The organism is Shewanella sp. 433, assembly GCF_059338565.1.
In genome coordinates this window covers 548873-565907 of the sequence record NZ_CM181703.1, presented here as the reverse complement: position 1 = coordinate 565907, position 17035 = coordinate 548873, and the positions used below count along the sequence as shown (strand labels likewise).

The window sequence follows — 17035 nt, the reverse complement described above, 5'->3', positions numbered from 1 at the left end:
CTTTTTTATTGCGGCAAACTAAACATGATCTCAACCAATTGACCTTCTCTTTCTATCATCAAAGAGATCTCGGTCAATTCGGGCAACTGCGCCATCACTTCCAGTGCCTGGCTCATGTCAGTCACATCGTAACCGTTCATTGATTTGACTAAATCGTTAGCTTTCAATCCCGCCTGTTCAAATAACGCCCTATCCTTACCTGGGTTAAGACGATAGCCTTGCAGTTCGCCATCGCGATTGACGGGCGAAATGGCTAAGTAATCGGTCAATTTACTCGGATCGGCTAACAGCTCATCGCGCGACTCCTGTAACTCTTGCGCTACCGCTTGGTTATCGCGCTGATCCACCTGACGCACATTGCGATCTCGTTTCGCTTGCTGTAACTGTTGATTGGCCTCACTTGGCGCATCATATTTGAGCCCATCAAGCATCAGCGTTTCGTAGCGACCACTGTTTGAAATAATAATACGGTCGGCATACACCTCTTTCAGCGAGGCCGAAGTGCCTTTAATCTTGTCACCTAAACTATAGGTATTTTGACTGCCAGCAGACTCTATTACCGCCAAACCTTTTTGTTCAGAGGTTGACGCCACGACACCCGTTAGCTGAATAGATAACGAGGTTTTTGGCGCATCGGTAATTTTCTCTTCGACAGGTGCCACACTGGGCTTATTGGCGTTGGCATCCAATTGACCGAAAAGGGCTAACTTTTCCAAGTTTGAGACATTAATCAAACTAGATGAAGTAGAAATATTCGTCGGCGTGGGTTGCCATGTCAGTGGCGACTGGGAAACAGGCACTAACTTCCATGAGATATGCGCCAAAAGATAGATAGCGATGATCATACCCAGCCAAAACACAGCCGTGCTCAGCGGCTTATGGGGGATATCATTCGCCTTAGATATTACTTTGTCTAATAAATCCATATTATACGGACCCTCGATGCAGGTCTCTGTTCTGATTATGATAATTTATGCTCGTGACTCATGCTAACCTACACAGCATTTGGCAACAAGCCCATAACAGTGGCTAAATTAGCCTATAAAGGCTAATTATGCTAACTTTACGCACCAATAAAGGGTGTGAAGTGGGTCGCTATATTAGCTTATCATCCTGTTTAGGATGAGAGTTATTATCCAGCATGTGAACTCGCCCATCTTTATGCACCACAATCTATTGTTCTACCTAGATGGAGACACTATAACCATGGCATCTGAACCGCAAATTTCAGTCCGACTGGATAAATGGTTATGGGCGGCGCGATTTTACAAGACTCGAGCCATCGCCAAAGAGATGATCAATGGCGGCAAGGTACACTATAATGGCCAACGCACCAAATCGAGCAAAATGGCCGAAGTGGGAGCTATGGTCAGAATTCGTCAGGGCTATGACGAAAAAGAAGTCGTCATTATCAAGGTATCCGAACAACGCCAACAGGCGGTGATCGCCCAAACCTTATATGAAGAGACGCCTGAGAGTATCGCCAAACGCGAGACTTACGCCGAAGCGAGGCGCTTAAATGTGCTGAATAATCCGGCTCCAGATACCAAACCGGATAAAAAGCAACGCCGTCAACTAATACGCTTTAAAGCAAGCTAACTGTGAGATTGAAATGAGTAAAGATACATTAAACCGCTACCTATTTGACAACGCCGATGTGCGTGGTCAAGTCGTTCAACTAGAGAAGAGTTACCAAGAGGTATTATCTGCTCACGACTACCCGAAAGCGATTCAAACGCTGCTCGGCGAGTTGATGGCGGCGACATCACTGCTCACTGCCACACTCAAGCTCGATGGTGATATTAGCGTGCAAGTACAAGGTAATGGCCCGGTATCACTGGCCGTTGTTAACGGCAATAACCTGCAGCAATTACGCGGCGTCGCACGCTGGGATGGTGACTTAGCCGATGATGCCACTCTCGCCACCTTGATGGGTACAGGCCATATGGTTATCACGCTCACCCCTGCTAATGGCGAGCGTTACCAAGGCGTTGTGGCCTTAGAACGTCCGACCCTGGCCGAATGTTTAGAGCTTTATTTTGACCAGTCAGAACAGCTGCCAACCGCTATCCGCTTATTTGCCGATGGTAAACAAGCCGCGGGCATTTTACTGCAAGTGCTGCCAGGTGATAGTGAAAACAATCAAGATTTTGAACACCTTGAGCAACTAACTAACACAGTTAAAGCCGAAGAGCTGTTTGAACTCGAAGCCACCGAGGTATTACATCGCTTGTATCACCAAGAAGAGGTGCGCCTGTTCGACCCTATCGATGTGACTTTCCGCTGCACCTGCTCGCGCGAACGCAGCGGCCAAGCATTACGCACTATTCCTCGTGAGGAGTTAGACGCTATCTTGGCAGAACAAGGTAAAATAGAGATGGGCTGCGAGTTCTGCAACAGCAACTACAGCTTCGATTCTATCGATATTGAAGCCTTGTTTAGCAATGCACAGCACTCTGACATTCAGCAGTAAACTGACTGTTACCTAACACGATTTTTAATAGGGCGCCGCAAGGCGCCCTATTTTTTGTCTATTTCGCGATGTTACTCACACATTTATTTACACATAAGCTACAATCGACCGCCTACAACCATAAGTAGCAACAAATTAACAACAAGCTGGCACAGATCGGCACACTCAACCCAACTAAAGAAAGATGGAGACCTTACTGATGGCGGATGGATCTAAGCAAACTCATAAAAACCCCTCAACGGCGCAACTTGTTGAGTTTGCACTGGCACGTGGCGAAGGCGTACTCACGGCCAATGGTGCTTTAGTGGCGAAAACGGGCGAACGCACAGGACGCTCACCTAACGACCGTTTTATTGTTAAAGAAGCCAGTAGTGAAAATGAGATCGACTGGGGCTCGGTGAACAAACCGTTCGCGATGGACGACTTTAACGCCCTTTGGGAACGTGTCAGCCACTATTTGTCAGATAAAGAGACCTTTGTGTCTGAGCTGGAAGTGGGCGCCGATCCTGAGCATTACCAACCGATCAATGTCACCACCGAAACCGCATGGCATCAACTGTTTGCTCGTAACCTGTTTATCGTCCCAGAGCAGTTCAACGCCGCGAACAAACCAGTATGGCAGATCATGAACGCGCCAGGATTCGAATGCGACCCCGAGCGTGATGGCACCCATTCTGATGCGACGGTTATTATCAACTTTGCCGATCGCAAAGTGCTATTAGCCGGACTTAAATATGCCGGTGAAATGAAAAAATCGATGTTCTCGGTGCAAAACTTCCTCTTACCCGCCAAAGGCGTACTGCCGATGCACTGCTCGGCCAATGTCGGCGTCGATGGCGACACCACGCTGTTTTTTGGACTATCAGGTACCGGCAAAACCACCTTATCGGCCGATCCTAAGCGTTTCCTCATCGGCGATGACGAACACGGCTGGGCACCTGGCGGGGTCTTTAATATCGAAGGCGGTTGCTACGCCAAATGTATCGATCTTAGTCAGAAAAATGAGCCAGTCATTTGGGATGCTATCCGTTTTGGTACCGTGCTTGAAAACGTCATGTTAGACGAGCAACGCGTACCCGATTACAACAATACCGAGCTAACCGAAAACAGCCGCGCCGCTTATCCATTGGAGCATATTGCCCAGCGCAAAGTAGACAACTGTGGCGCCGAGCCAGATGCCGTGGTGTTTCTCACCTGTGACGTCTCAGGGGTATTACCGCCAGTGTCTAAGCTGAGCAAAGAGCAAGCCGCTTATCACTTTTTGTCGGGCTATACCGCTAAAGTCGGCTCTACCGAAATGGGCTCGACGTCGGCGATTCAATCCACCTTCTCCACCTGTTTTGGGGCGCCGTTCTTCCCTCGTCCAGCGGGCGTGTATGCCGAGCTGTTGATGAAGCGTATCGAATCATTTGGCAGCCAAGTTTACCTTGTTAATACAGGTTGGACTGGCGGCCCACACGGCGTGGGTAAACGTTTCGACATCCCCACCACACGCGCCATCATTGACGCCATCGTCAGCGGTGAACTAAAAGAGGTCGACACCCAGCATATCGATAAACTCAACCTCGATGTGCCCGTCGCGGTGTCAGGGGTCGACAGCCAACTGCTTAATCCCGTTAATACCTGGTCAGATCCGGTGGAATATAACCGTTATGCTCAGCAGTTAGCCGAAGAGTTTGCCGCCAATTTCATAAAATACCATGTCTCGGATGCAATAAAACAAGCGGGCCCTAAAGCCTAAACCCATTGCTCTGATTCAAAAATGGCTCCCCTTGGAGCCATTTTTATGACCTTTTATCGCGGTAAGTCGTGTAATTTATTCACCCTTAGCAATATCGCTCCGCGCATACCATTGGCACCATATCGCGCACATAACCTGCAACATCATGGATTTATCAATCGCGGGGCTAAATATAGCCACCATTTTGAACAATCATCAATTTAACCCCGTTAAAATTGCACTTTTAATAATAAACATCTAATTTGAAGTCAAATTTGGCTATTTACTCACCAAGCCGAGAAATATTTCACAGCCCGATGACGACTCTAATGCTAGACTCTGCTCCCGCGGTAAAGCTTGGCTGGCTTTACTTACACCCAATCGATTCACCAACATAACGATAAAAACGAGGCCACAGTGGCAAATAAAACTAATCAATTCATGCGTAATATCGGCGTACAGGTCGTGATCGCCATGTTTATCGGCGCGATCGTCGGCTTTTTAATGGGCGAAGACGCGAGCATTTTTGCGCCGTTAGGCACCATCTTTATTCACCTCATCAAAATGTTAGTGATACCTCTAGTCTTAGTTTCCATTATTTCTGGCGCCGCCAGTCTCGGCGACAGCCCGTCGGCAGGTAAAATCGGTGTCGGCACATTTGGCTTCTTTATTCTCACCTCGGGTGCAGCGGTTAGCTTAGCCTTAGTGATGGGAAACCTGTTTAAGCCCGGCCAAGGCGTCGACTTCACCGCTCATAGCAGTGGTAAGCTGATGGCCGTCACCGAAGAGCATGGCGCACTGCCGGGAGTGATGGATACCTTTATAGGCATGATCCCAACCAATGTATTTGAGTCGCTCACTGGCGGCAACATCTTACAAATATTGGTCTTTAGCATCTTCTTCGGCATTGCACTGACGAAGGTCAAGGGCGATGGCGCTAAACCGATTTTGAGCGTGCTTAACACCATAGTCGATGCGTTCGTGTGGATGATTAACTGCGTGATGATCATCGCACCTATCGGGGTATTTGGCCTGATGGCAGATTCGGTCGGCACCTTTGGTTTCGATGCCCTAGAAGTGGTGTTTAAGTTATTTGCGGTATTTGTCGTGGCTATCTTGCTGTTTGGGTTTGTGTTTTTCCCACTACTAGTGCAGCTGTTTTCTCGGGTCAGTGCCAAACAATTTATTAGCGCAATGAAAAAACCTCAGGTGATGGCACTGTCGACCGCGTCATCGATGGCAACGCTGCCGGTCAACATGGAAACCTGTGAGCAAGAGCTTAAGGTCTCTAAGGCGACTGCCTCTTTCGTGCTGCCATTAGGCGCCACGATTAACATGAGTGGTAATGCTATCTATTACGGCCTAGTGGCGATGTTTTTTGCGCAGATGTATGGCATTGACCTGTCGCTGACCGCCTATGCAGCGATTGTCTTCACCTCGACGCTGGGGGCGATTGGTCAAGCCGGTGTGCCGGGGCCTTCGTTCTTAGTGGTTGCCGTATTACTGGCCGCAGGCATTCCTATCGACGGCCTACCACTACTGTTTGCCTTAGATAGAGTATTCGACATGATCAGAACCTCGCTCAACATTACTGGCGATGCCGCTTGTGCGTTAATCATGGACAAATACACCGAAGATAAGACAGCGTAAGCGATAAGCTTACCTAGCTATACATAGGGGCGCCTGCTGTTGCAGCGCCCTTTTTTATGCCGCTGATAGGTACTATCTCATTATCAAACGGTCGAGATCTCGCGTCACGCCGTTAGATGAGGCGATAGGATATCTTTGCCACTACACAGTAAGCCAACACGTATGCACTCACTCGAGTAACCCTGGGGCTTCGGCTCTTGCGAGGCACCACACTTGCAGGTGAATATAGTGAGCGGCAAACAGCTCGGCTATCGATTGCACCGTAGTGCCAGTGGTAACCACATCATCGATCAGGGCGATACGCTGATAATTAATCGGCTCCGTTAACACAAAGGCATCGGCAAGATTACGCCGCCTTTGTTTACCAGTTAAACCTGCTTGCGGACGAGTATCGACCCGGCGCACCAACACGTTATCGAGCAAGGGGATCCCTAGTTGGCGGCTAAGGGTATCGGCAATTAACCATGCCTGATTAAAGCCTCGCTGACGTAAACGGTTTGGATGCAGCGGCACCGCAATCATCGCCTGAGGCAAGCGTATTAATCCCAAGCGTTGTAATTGCTTAATCCGCTCAACCAAGGACAGCACTAACATATCGAGCGCCGCTAATTCGGCGCGGTATTTAATGCCCGCCACCAGATCCCCGAGCCCCTGATGATAACTGGCCGGTGCTATGACCACTAACGGCTGGCTATGCTGACATGCACCGCAATAGCAACTTTGTAGCAATAACGCTCGGCCACAACCTAAGCACGTTGGCGTTTGGTACAAGCTTATCTCTAGGCAGCAGGCGCAGATCCCCCGGTAAGGGGCTGCCACTGTCTGATGGCACATCAAACAGCGATTGGGTAAACTAGTCGCCAATAATTGCTGGCACGTGGCGATGACGCGGCGCAATAGCAGTGGGCGAAGTAATTTTGGTAATAATGAGGGCATATTGTGAGTCAGCAATCCTTGCATATTCAAACTATAGGTCAAGGTACGCCTATCGTCATGCTGCATGGCTGGGGCGTTAACAACGCGGTATTTCAGCCGTTACACCCCATTTTTCAGAATTACTGCGTGCATTATGTCGACCTGCCAGGCTTTGGCGACAGCGCCCCTTTAGCGGGCGACATCGACTCTTGGGTCGATGCCATTGCCGCCCAAGTACCCACGCAAGCCATCTGGGCAGGTTGGTCACTGGGGGGGCTGATTGCCACACGAGCCGCCATACGCTACCCCGCACGGGTCATCGCCTTATTGACCATAGCTTCTTCCCCCTGCTTTATGGCGCGTGACAGTGAAGCTTGGCCCGGCATTGCTCCACAGGTGCTGGCCCAGTTTGCCAGTCAGCTCGAGCAAGACTTAGCTAAGCTAGTCGACCGATTTTTAGCCATCCAAGCCATGGGCAGCGCCACGGCCAAGCAAGATATCAAGCAACTTCGCGACTTAGTCATGGCTAAACCTTTGCCCGATGCGCTTGCCCTCAAACAGGGGCTACAGATGTTGAGCAGCGTCGACTTACGCCAAGCTGTGGCAACATTAGATTTGCCATGGCTGCGAGTGTGGGGGCGCTTAGATGGATTGGTATCGCGTCGAGTGCTCCCCTTACTGCCCAAGGGGTCGCCCCGCATCGAAGATCTGATATTGCCCAAAGCGGCTCATGCACCGTTTTTATCTCATCCAGCGCCCTTTGCTGACGGCGTGCTGAGCTGGCTTGATAACATAAAGTAACAATCTCTTTAACTATTGACGGGAAATGTTTACTATTTAGCCATTACAGCTGGAGTCTATCAAATGTTAGTGGTGACCAACTATCCCCAAGTACCTATCGCGACAACCAATGTTGCCACCGATAGCGCGCGGGTAGAAAACCACCAACGTCCCCCCATAGTCCCCGCACCTCAGCTAGCACGCAGCAATGAAGAGCGCCCGTTTACCCCCCAAAATGAACGTGCTGCCGATCAGACCCATATTCAATCTAAGCTAAATGAAAAAGTGCAGCCCAAGCAGCAAGGTGGCGATGGGCAGCAGCAACATGAAGGTAAACAGCAACAGCAACAACAGCAACAACGTCCCAATACCGCGGCGCTGTTACGACCATTACTGTTTAAACCGGCACTGGCGCGCAGCGATATTCGCAATGTGCAACTTTCACATCCTACTGCAGTAACAAAAAGCACTCATCGCCTGACGAATGAGGCGCCGGCGTTTTATCAAAGTGTCTCGGCTCACATTGCCAGCTTTTATCAAACCCAAACACTCCCCCAAAGTGAACCCGGCTTGTCGACTTATATCTAGTTCCTCCTCTCATTCAAGCTAAATAACATCCATAAAAAACCCGCATCTAGCGACACGGGCAAATTTTACTCGAGTCAGTCGCACTGTTATTAGGGCGCTTGCACCGCCGCAGATGCAGGTGAGGTGGGGGTAATTGGCTCATGAGTTTGGGGCGGAGTTTGATAAAACTGCTTTTGATAAGCCAAACTGCCCCATAACGCCCAAGAGAGCGCAGCCTGTTTCATCTCATCACTTTGCTCATTATGGACAAGCTTTTTATTTTCAAAATCATAAATATAGCCACTTGGGGCGCGATCGGGTTGCAAGATCACCACATCATCGCCACGCAAATACGCCATATTTTTATCGTATTGCATCAAGGCGCGTCCCGGCCAATTGGGGCCGGCTAAGGTGAGATCTTGGCCCAACATAGGATAACTGGCCGAAACTCCCATAAGTGACAACAAGGTCGGTGCCAGATCAATCTGGCTAACCACTCGACTATCACGCTTAGGCGCAATGCCCTCGCCCACAATCACCGCCGGAATACGAAAATGAGAGATTGGCACTAACGCCCCACCACCCACGCGGCTTTCATGATCGGCGACCACTACAAACAGGGTGTCTTGCCAGTAACTGGACTGCTTGGCCAACTTAAAGAACTCACCAATGGCAAAGTCGGCATATTTAGCGGTATTGTTGCGCGTCTGCTTAGGTTGCTCGTACAGTTCGATGCGGTCATCGGGAAACTCAAATGGTTCGTGATTACTCGAGCTAAACACCAAACTAAAGAACGGCTTGCCCTGCTGGTGAAACTGCTCGAACTCTTGATTAGCCCGATGCATCAAATCTTCATCTGACACGCCCCATGAACCGACAAACATAGGATCGGTATAGTTTTTCTCCTCGACAATATGGCTAAAACCATTACCTAAGAAAAAGCTTTTCATATTATCGAAGTGGCTCTCGCCGCCATAAATAAATTGTGTCTCATAACCATGATATTTCAGGAGATCGGCGATGGTAAAAAAGTCGGTTTGGCTCTTACTCAGCTTAACCACAGAGCGCGCTGGTGTTGGCGTAAAGCCGGTAGTCACAGCCTCAATGCCGCGCACCGAACGCGTTCCGGTGGCATAGAGCCTATCAAAGGCCCAACCCTCTTGAGCTAAGGCATCAATATGGGGAGTTAAGGGTAATCCACCTAAATAGCCCACAGAGCGAGCCCCTAGGCTTTCTTGCAAGATGATCACTAGGTTTTTAGGCTTACCTTGATAACTGGCTTGGTTATACGTCACGCTAGGCAAGGTATCAGAGCTAAAAGCGCTGAGGGGACGGCCACTCTCACGGCGAATGGTATCGATAATGGTTTGCTCGTCGAGTTTACCGTAACTTGCTGATGCCTTGGCCTCATTGGACATTTGATCGATAGCAAATACCAACGAATAGGCGGAGTTAACCACTAAGGAGTTAACTAATGGGTCATCGGCAAAAGCCACCATCGCGGGGTTAAGTGGACGGTGCCCTAAGGTCGAACGTGCCCCTAATAGGGTGATTGCAATAACCAGTACTGCCAGTACCGGACGCCAAAACCAACGCGGATATTGCACATTACGCAATAAGCGGCCACTCAGTTGCCAGCCGCCCCACAAACTGACACTGCTCACTAACAGGCCTAAGAAAATTTCGCCTTTGCGGCTCGTCCACAGCATCGACAACACTTCTTTAGGGTAGATAAGGTATTCAACAAAGAGACGGTTGGGACGCACGCCATACTCTTCAAGAAAAGAGGGGGTAGAAAGCTCAAGAAAAATCAGCAACCACAAACCTAAGGTCAACCAGACTCGTAACAGTGGTTTCCAGCAACGGCCAATAAAATGATCGCCACTCAACAGCGCCGTGCCTAAGGCCGCCACGCCCCACAACCAACACAAGGTGGCAATATCGACTCGCAATCCCTGAATGAGTAGGTGTGACCACCCCTCAACGGCGGCGACCCGTTCGGTCTGCCACAGCCCCAAACCAATGCGGCTTAACGTGGTAATGATTAAGGCAATTAATCCAAAATAGAGAATGGCACGAAACGGCCCAGCAGTTGTCGCTTTGTTACTCATAGCGTTCCCAAACAAAATGTCATTAATATTGATGCCCTTCTAACGGAGCACTTATCATCGGCCCAAAGCCGACATGGCAATACTCTGACATAAAAGTAACAAATAGGTTCGACAAATGTTTCACCAATGTTTTAACAAATCAACGGGCACAAAAAAACCGAGACGTTTAAGCCTCGGTTTTTATGATGAAAGTTTAATGAGAATTACTTTTTCAATTTAGCAAAAGCATCGGCAAACGCATTGCCCATCGCCGCGTTTGCTGGGGCTTGGGACGATTTATGCTGGCTTTTTTGCGGCGATTTACCTTGGCTGCCTTTATGAGCTTTGGTATTGCTCGGGCGGGTGCTCGGCGCTTTGTCGGCGGCTTTTTCATCGAGTCGCATGCTCAAGCTGATCCGTTTACGCTCCACATCCACTTCCATCACTTTCACTTTAACCACATCACCAGCCTTCACCACTGTATGAGGGTCGCTGACAAACTTGTCAGTTAACGATGAAATATGCACTAGGCCATCTTGATGCACACCCACATCAACAAAGGCGCCGAAATTAGTCACATTGGTCACCACGCCTTCTAAGATCATATCTGGTTTAAGATCTTTTACCTGCTCAACCCCCTCTTTAAACACCGCAGTTTTAAACTCACCACGGGGGTCGCGGCCCGGCTTTTCCAGTTCGCTCAAGATATCGTTTAACGTCGGTAAACCAAATTCTGGGGTAATAAAACGGCTAGCATCAATCTGTTTAAGCAGCTCGCTGTTACCCACTAAAGCATCAACCGCCTGTTGCTGAGCCTTAGCGATGGTCTCGACAACGCTATAGGCTTCTGGATGCACGGCGCTGGCATCGAGTGGATTATCGCCACCGGCAATACGTAAAAATCCGGCGGCCTGCTCGAAGGCTTTAGGCCCTAGGCGAGCCACTTTTAACAGCTGCTTACGGCTAGTAAATTGACCATGCTGATCGCGATACTCGACAATGTTACGCGCTAAGGTTTTGTTAAGCCCTGCCACCTGCGCCAATAAAGGCATGGAGGCCATATTCAAGTCGACGCCGACGCCGTTAACACAGTCTTCAACAACCGCCTCAAGCGATTGTGACAATTGGCTCTGGCTTACATCGTGCTGATATTGACCGACACCAATCGATTTAGGTTCGATTTTAACCAGCTCAGCCAAAGGATCTTGTAGGCGACGGGCGATAGACACCGCACCACGGATCGACACATCCAGCTCGGGAAACTCTTCGGCGGCTAATTCAGAAGCCGAATAAACAGAGGCGCCCGCTTCACTGACCATAATTTTGGTCAAGGTTGGCATATCGGCTTTGACAGCGGCGATCAGCTCGGCGGCCAGTTTGTCGGTTTCGCGCGACGCAGTACCGTTACCGATAGCGATCAGCTCTACCTTGTGCATTTTAACTAGGTTAGACAGGGTACGAATCGACTTTTCCCACTGGTTTTGTGGGGCATGTGGGAAGATGGTCGAGTGAGCGACCAACTTGCCGGTATTGTTGACGATAGCAACTTTCACCCCGGTGCGCAGACCAGGGTCTAGCCCTAATGTACACTTAGCTCCCGCAGGCGCGGCCATCAATAAGTCGCCTAAATTACGGGCAAACACATTAATCGCTTCGGTTTCGGCCTGCTCACGCAGCTTAGCAATAAACTCCGTTTCCATCTGCAGGGCAATTTTAATCCGCCAAGTCGCAGTGACAACCTGTTTGAGCCACTGATCAACGTCGCTGTCGCCGAGTTTAAGGTTAAAGTGGTCGCTAATGATCACTTCACAGTAACTGCCTTGTTTCCCATCTGTGTCTGGGTCGGCGTTCATGCTTAGGCTTAATAGGCCTTCGTTACGCCCACGTAGCATAGCTAACGCGCGATGCGAGGGGATGTGAGTCAGCTTTTCACTGTGCTCGAAATAATCTCTAAACTTGGCGCCCTCTTTCTCCTTACCCTTGACCATGCGGCTCTCAAGTTGTGCCTGCTGGGTCAATTGGCGGCGCACTTTATGCAGTAATTCGGCATCTTCGGCAAAGCGTTCCATCAAGATAAAGCGCGCGCCATCGAGCACGGCTTTGGCATCGCTAAAGCCGGCGTCACTATTAATATATTGGCTTGCAACGGCGTCGATATTGGCCTGACGGTCTTGCAATAGTTGATCAACCAAAGGCTCGATACCCGCTTCGATGGCAATTTGCCCTTTGGTACGACGCTTAGGCTTATAAGGCAGATAGAGATCTTCTAGGCGAGTTTTACTGTCGGCGTTATTAATGGCCGCCAGCAAAGCTGGCGTCAGTTTGCCTTGGGCGTCGATGCTCGACAAAATCACCTTACGGCGATCATTTAGGTCACGTAAATAGCCTAAACGCGTATATAAGGTACGCAACTGGGTATCATCTAAACCACCTGTGACCTCTTTACGGTAGCGCGCCACAAAAGGAACCGTGGCGCCGTCATCCAATAGGGTGATTGTTGCTGTCACTTGCTGCTCACGAACATTGAGCTCTTGAGCGATGGTTTGTGCAATATTTTGCATAGAATATATCGAGCCTAAATTGGTAGATTTCGTGTCGCCAAAGATACCACAGCCGTTGACTAAGTTGTACGGTGTTGGCTCGGCAAAAACCACCAAAGCCTGCGAAAACAGGCTTTGGCTTTACCACAAGCGTGAGCGCTTAATGGCTAAAACTGGCGATAACCTGCACTTTGGGGTTATCGCTGTGGCTCAGGGGTTACTGCGCCTCAAATGGTTGGTATTGGATTTTATTGATATACCAGACTTTATCGCCTTGTGGCGTGCTGACCACCACTTCGTCATCGACCTGCTTACCAATTAGCGCCCGCGCCATTGGCGAGTCGATGGTGATATAGCCCAGCTTAGTGTCGAGCTCATCTTTACCGACAATCCGATAGCGCACCACCTCTCCAGCCTCGTTTTCGAGCTCAACCCAGGCACCAAAAAAGACCTTACCCTCTTGTTGGGGCGAATAGTCGACGATTTTAAGATCTTCCACCCGCTTTACTAGGTAGCGAACTCGGCTATCTATCTGTCTTAATAGTCTTTTGTTGTAAGTGTAATCGGCATTCTCACTACGATCACCTTGCGCAGCCGCCTCCTGCACCTTTTTGGTGATCTCTGGGCGATACTCTTTCCACAGGTATTTAAGCTCTCTATCGAGTGCTTGCCACCCTTCACGGGTGATCAACATAGCTTTCATATCATTACTGGATTTATTCTGCATTTAGCTTAATCACTCAATTTTAGTCGGGATACCACCGTCAATGGCCAGATGATACCTAGCGAGCGACAGAGAACACAAGGGGCTTACGCGGGATATGCTGCCGCCCCTTCAATTTGGTTACAATTTCATAGCGACGGGTGAGTTAGTAACAATCTATCTAAATATCAGCTAATTATAAGCAACTCTATCTGAATAGGCTCAAGCAGATAGCGTGAGCAAATAAAAATCTCGCTAGTCATTTAAACAGCAAAACAGCTATATTAAGCAAGCATATAAGATTAATAATTAATATCAGCGAGTTGAGTAACTGAATGAGTCACTCATACTGCGCCAATAAGGGATACAAGCATGGGACAAGAAACCTCTAAAATTCTCGTCGTCGATGATGATATGAGGCTCAGAGCCTTACTAGAGCGTTACCTGATGGAGCAAGGTTATCAGGTTAGAAGTGCCGCGAATGCCGAGCAGATGGACAGATTACTCGAACGGGAAAACTTCCACCTTTTAGTGCTCGATTTAATGCTGCCCGGTGAAGACGGTTTATCTATCTGCCGCCGCTTGCGTCAGCAAGGTAATACCATCCCCATTGTGATGCTGACCGCCAAAGGCGACGAAGTCGACCGCATTATCGGCCTAGAACTGGGCGCCGATGACTACCTGCCCAAGCCGTTTAATCCGCGTGAACTCTTAGCCCGCATTAAAGCGGTGATGCGCCGTCAGACTCCAGAAGTTCCCGGCGCGCCGACGCAACAAGAGGAAGTGATCAACTTTGGTGAATTTACCCTTAATTTAGCCACGCGCGAAATGCATCACGGCGAAGAAGCCATCTCGCTCACCAGTGGTGAATTTGCCGTGCTTAAAGTCTTGGTCAGTCACCCCAGAGAACCCCTGTCGCGAGACAAACTGATGAACCTCGCCCGAGGCCGCGATTACTCGGCGTTAGAGCGCTCTATCGATGTGCAAGTGTCACGCCTGCGCCGCCTGATTGAAAAAGATGCCGCTAACCCACGCTATATCCAAACCGTATGGGGGCTTGGCTATGTGTTTGTGCCCGATGGGGCCGCGCGGCGCTAAGCTATGCTCACACCAGCACAGATACGACTCATCCAATGATATGGCTAAAACGGCTGCTGCCCCGCAGCGCATTTAGCCAAACGGTACTACTGATTGGCTCCTTGCTGCTGGTCAATCAGCTGGTGTCTTATCTGTCGGTGGCGGTTTATTTTATTCAACCAACTTACCAACAGATCAACCAACTCATCGCCCGTCAGGTAAAGCTGCTGTTTGTCGATGGTATTGATGTGGGGCGTGAGCACTTAACCATTGTCGATGCCCTCAACGCCAAAGTTCGCGATGATGGCATGCAGATATACAATCCCAAACAAGCACGAGAAGCGGGGATCGACCGCGCCGTCTATTACAGTTTGTTGTCATCGCAGATGTCAGAACATTTAGGCGGTAAAGCCGAAGTGCGCATCGCCCAAGGTCAAGAATTTGAGGTGTGGATCCGTCCACCGCAAGCCCCGTCGGTATGGATAAAGGTACCGCTAACAGGCTTTAACGAATTTGGCTTATCGCCATTAACTCTGTATTTAATTGTGATTGGCGCCCTCAGTGTCGCCGGCGGTTGGTGGTTTGCCCGCAAGCAAAACAAGCCGTTAAAGCGGCTGCAAAAAGCCGCTATTGCGGTTTCGCGTGGCGACTACCCCGGCCCCTTGCCGCCCAGCGGCTCGACCGAAATTATCGAGGTAACCAACGCCTTTAACCAGATGTCGCGCAGCATGCAGCAGCTTGAGCAAGATCGCGCGCTGTTAATGGCTGGGATCTCACACGATCTGCGCACGCCACTCACCCGTATCCGTCTCGCCACCGAGATGATGGCCGAGCAAGATGAATACCTCAAAGAGGGCATAGTGCACGACATTGAAGATATGGATGCCATCATCAATCAATTTATCGCCTATATTCGCCAAGATCAGCAAAGCAACCGAGATCCAGGGCAAATTAACGCTCTGCTTGAAGATGTGGCCAATGCCGAGTCAAATCGTGAGGGAGAGATAATCCTAGATCTACAGCCCTGCCCCGATGTCCCCATGCAGGCCGTGGCCATTAAACGGGTGATTGCCAACTTAGTCGAAAACGCCTTTCGCTACGGTAATGGCTGGGTCAAAATCAGCTCCTGCGCCGAGGCTAAGCGGGTTGGTTTTTGCGTAGAAGATAACGGACCGGGTATTCCGCTTGAGCATATCCCCAATTTATTTCAACCTTTTACCCAAGGAGATAGCGCCAGAGGCAGTGTCGGCTCGGGCTTAGGCTTGGCTATCATCAAGCGCATTGTCGACCGTCATCAAGGGCAGATCCTACTCACCAATCGCCACGAAGGTGGCCTACATGCCCAAGTGTGGCTCCCCTTAGAATAACGATATCCTCGGTGACCGTTCAGCGATGCCTGTTAGGCTTAAAATATCACCAACCAATCGGCGGCTAGGATAGGGTTTAATCACGATAACAGGATTTATTCACCGCAACGCTCCCACCCTAGCTAAAGCCGAGAACTCACCTTGGGCTGCCTCTCTTATCGCAGGGCTTGAGTCTTACCCTGACTTAGAATTTAGCTCTATGTCGCGAGGCAGCGGCATTGCATTGATTTGAGACGACTTACGCTACAACAACACCGATCAACTACAGCAAAACTATGTACGTGCCCGCTACCAACGTCCTTTCGCCACCTTTGCCCATTCGGGCGTGCAACTGGACGTAAAACTCACCCATTTTAATGGTAACTGGACGATGACGCAGGCAAATTTTACACCATGGACTGCTTTACCGTAGAGGTGGTCACTCCGCTAGCTAACGCCAACAACCTATTACATTTTACTAGCTAATATATCAGCCGCGATTACGAGCTTGATCTGTTAGGGTTCAAAGACCCCCTCTATCGCGTGGCTGTCGAATACGTGCATTATTTTTAAAAGGTAATATCAAGGGGCTATGCCCCTTGATTCACATGCCAATGGGGCTTACAACGCCGCTAGTACCACTTCGGCCTTGCTCACCTCAAAGCTTTTAGGCGCTTCAATATTTAGCAGTGTTACCACACCATTGTCGATCACCATGGCGTAGCGCTGCGAGCGAATACCACCAAACGCGCCGGTATCCATGGTTAATCCTAGCGCTTGGGTAAAGCTGGCATCTCCATCGGCGAGCAACATCAACTCAGTGGCATTTTGCGCCTCACCCCAAGCTTTCATCACAAAGGCATCATTAACCGCCACACAGGCAATCATATCGACCCCTTTGGCCTTAAACTCATCGGCCAATACCACATAACCTGGTAAGTGCGCCTCCGAACAGGTGGGAGTGAACGCCCCTGGCACGGCAAATAACACCACTTTTTTGTTAGCAAATAACTCGGTCACATCATGATTAACTATGCCATCGTCAGTTATTTGCCCTAACGTGGCTGCAGGTAGTGCTTGTCCTAATTGGATCATAAATAGCTCCTTAATTGACATGAAAAATAAATGCATGAAAAATAAATGAGAAAGTCAATCTAAGACAGAATATGAGTAG

General features: G+C 49.6%; 14 protein-coding genes. 8 read left to right on the top strand and 6 right to left on the bottom strand.

Annotated features, from left to right (window positions below; genetic code table 11):
• Nucleotides 1–5 precede the first annotated feature (5 nt).
• Nucleotides 6–926, bottom strand: a complete 921-nt coding sequence (gene gspC / locus AC5YB1_RS02660) for a type II secretion system protein GspC (RefSeq protein ID WP_494520611.1) — start codon at nucleotides 924–926, stop codon at nucleotides 6–8.
• A 280-nt stretch (nucleotides 927–1206) separates the two neighbouring features.
• Between gspC and hslR the strand changes: the two genes are divergently transcribed.
• The 4 genes from hslR to AC5YB1_RS02640 all read left to right on the top strand — a co-directional run bounded on the left by hslR (nucleotide 1207) and on the right by AC5YB1_RS02640 (nucleotide 5843).
• Nucleotides 1207–1599 (top strand): ribosome-associated heat shock protein Hsp15, encoded by a 393-nt coding sequence (gene hslR / locus AC5YB1_RS02655; RefSeq protein WP_494520610.1) that lies wholly within the window; start codon nucleotides 1207–1209, stop codon nucleotides 1597–1599.
• 13 nt (nucleotides 1600–1612) lie between these two features.
• Nucleotides 1613–2473, top strand: coding sequence for an Hsp33 family molecular chaperone HslO (gene hslO, locus AC5YB1_RS02650; RefSeq protein ID WP_494520609.1), 861 nt, complete (start codon nucleotides 1613–1615; stop codon nucleotides 2471–2473).
• Nucleotides 2474–2672: 199 nt separating this feature from the next.
• Nucleotides 2673–4214 (top strand): phosphoenolpyruvate carboxykinase, encoded by a 1542-nt coding sequence (locus AC5YB1_RS02645; RefSeq protein WP_494520608.1) that lies wholly within the window; start codon nucleotides 2673–2675, stop codon nucleotides 4212–4214.
• 420 nt (nucleotides 4215–4634) lie between these two features.
• Nucleotides 4635–5843, top strand: coding sequence for a dicarboxylate/amino acid:cation symporter (locus tag AC5YB1_RS02640; protein ID WP_494521566.1), 1209 nt, complete (start codon nucleotides 4635–4637; stop codon nucleotides 5841–5843).
• 168 nt (nucleotides 5844–6011) lie between these two features.
• Here the strand turns inward: AC5YB1_RS02640 and AC5YB1_RS02635 are convergent, their stop codons facing one another.
• A complete protein-coding gene (locus tag AC5YB1_RS02635; RefSeq protein ID WP_494520607.1) occupies nucleotides 6012–6779 on the bottom strand; it encodes a ComF family protein in 768 nt (255 codons plus the stop codon).
• A gap of 3 nt (nucleotides 6780–6782) precedes the next feature.
• On the opposite strand from AC5YB1_RS02635, the gene bioH reads away from it, so the two are divergent.
• Together bioH and AC5YB1_RS02625 are read left to right on the top strand one after the other, a co-directional pair.
• Nucleotides 6783–7559: a pimeloyl-ACP methyl ester esterase BioH gene (bioH, locus tag AC5YB1_RS02630; protein WP_494520606.1), complete on the top strand. Its 777-nt coding sequence runs from the start codon at nucleotides 6783–6785 to the stop codon at nucleotides 7557–7559.
• Between the two features lie 63 nt (nucleotides 7560–7622).
• A complete protein-coding gene (locus AC5YB1_RS02625; RefSeq protein ID WP_494520605.1) occupies nucleotides 7623–8126 on the top strand; it encodes a hypothetical protein in 504 nt (167 codons plus the stop codon).
• Between the two features lie 89 nt (nucleotides 8127–8215).
• Here the strand turns inward: AC5YB1_RS02625 and AC5YB1_RS02620 are convergent, their stop codons facing one another.
• The 3 genes from AC5YB1_RS02620 to greB form a co-directional block, all read right to left on the bottom strand.
• Nucleotides 8216–10216 carry an LTA synthase family protein gene (locus tag AC5YB1_RS02620; protein WP_494520604.1) on the bottom strand — a complete coding sequence of 667 codons (2001 nt, stop codon included), beginning with the start codon at nucleotides 10214–10216 and terminating at the stop codon, nucleotides 8216–8218.
• A gap of 203 nt (nucleotides 10217–10419) precedes the next feature.
• Nucleotides 10420–12756 carry a Tex family protein gene (locus AC5YB1_RS02615; protein ID WP_494520603.1) on the bottom strand — a complete coding sequence of 779 codons (2337 nt, stop codon included), beginning with the start codon at nucleotides 12754–12756 and terminating at the stop codon, nucleotides 10420–10422.
• 196 nt (nucleotides 12757–12952) lie between these two features.
• Nucleotides 12953–13438, bottom strand: a complete 486-nt coding sequence (gene greB, locus AC5YB1_RS02610; RefSeq protein ID WP_110458468.1) for a transcription elongation factor GreB — start codon at nucleotides 13436–13438, stop codon at nucleotides 12953–12955.
• Between the two features lie 372 nt (nucleotides 13439–13810).
• Here greB and ompR point away from each other — a divergent pair, with 372 nt between their 5' ends.
• On the top strand, nucleotides 13811–14536 hold the full coding sequence (ompR, locus tag AC5YB1_RS02605; RefSeq protein WP_494520602.1) for an osmolarity response regulator transcription factor OmpR: 726 nt from the start codon (nucleotides 13811–13813) through the stop codon (nucleotides 14534–14536).
• A gap of 35 nt (nucleotides 14537–14571) precedes the next feature.
• Nucleotides 14572–15882, top strand: a complete 1311-nt coding sequence (gene envZ, locus AC5YB1_RS02600) for a two-component system sensor histidine kinase EnvZ (protein WP_494520601.1) — start codon at nucleotides 14572–14574, stop codon at nucleotides 15880–15882.
• A gap of 600 nt (nucleotides 15883–16482) precedes the next feature.
• Here the strand turns inward: envZ and AC5YB1_RS02595 are convergent.
• Nucleotides 16483–16956, bottom strand: a complete 474-nt coding sequence (locus AC5YB1_RS02595; protein WP_494520600.1) for a peroxiredoxin — start codon at nucleotides 16954–16956, stop codon at nucleotides 16483–16485.
• Between the last annotated feature and the right edge of the window lie 79 nt (nucleotides 16957–17035).

What these genes read in the sequence shown, in the direction of transcription:
- gspC (WP_494520611.1), bottom strand. Translation starts at nt 926, where the DNA reads ATGGATTTATTAGACAAAGTAATATCTAAGGCGAATGATATCCCCCAT.
- hslR (WP_494520610.1), top strand. Translation starts at nt 1,207, where the DNA reads ATGGCATCTGAACCGCAAATTTCAGTCCGACTGGATAAATGGTTATGG.
- hslO (WP_494520609.1), top strand. Translation starts at nt 1,613, where the DNA reads ATGAGTAAAGATACATTAAACCGCTACCTATTTGACAACGCCGATGTG.
- AC5YB1_RS02645 (WP_494520608.1), top strand. Translation starts at nt 2,673, where the DNA reads ATGGCGGATGGATCTAAGCAAACTCATAAAAACCCCTCAACGGCGCAA.
- AC5YB1_RS02640 (WP_494521566.1), top strand. Translation starts at nt 4,635, where the DNA reads ATGCGTAATATCGGCGTACAGGTCGTGATCGCCATGTTTATCGGCGCG.
- AC5YB1_RS02635 (WP_494520607.1), bottom strand. Translation starts at nt 6,779, where the DNA reads ATGCCCTCATTATTACCAAAATTACTTCGCCCACTGCTATTGCGCCGC.
- AC5YB1_RS02625 (WP_494520605.1), top strand. Translation starts at nt 7,623, where the DNA reads ATGTTAGTGGTGACCAACTATCCCCAAGTACCTATCGCGACAACCAAT.
- AC5YB1_RS02620 (WP_494520604.1), bottom strand. Translation starts at nt 10,216, where the DNA reads ATGAGTAACAAAGCGACAACTGCTGGGCCGTTTCGTGCCATTCTCTAT.
- AC5YB1_RS02615 (WP_494520603.1), bottom strand. Translation starts at nt 12,756, where the DNA reads ATGCAAAATATTGCACAAACCATCGCTCAAGAGCTCAATGTTCGTGAG.
- greB (WP_110458468.1), bottom strand. Translation starts at nt 13,438, where the DNA reads ATGAAAGCTATGTTGATCACCCGTGAAGGGTGGCAAGCACTCGATAGA.
- ompR (WP_494520602.1), top strand. Translation starts at nt 13,811, where the DNA reads ATGGGACAAGAAACCTCTAAAATTCTCGTCGTCGATGATGATATGAGG.
- envZ (WP_494520601.1), top strand. Translation starts at nt 14,572, where the DNA reads ATGATATGGCTAAAACGGCTGCTGCCCCGCAGCGCATTTAGCCAAACG.
- AC5YB1_RS02595 (WP_494520600.1), bottom strand. Translation starts at nt 16,956, where the DNA reads ATGATCCAATTAGGACAAGCACTACCTGCAGCCACGTTAGGGCAAATA.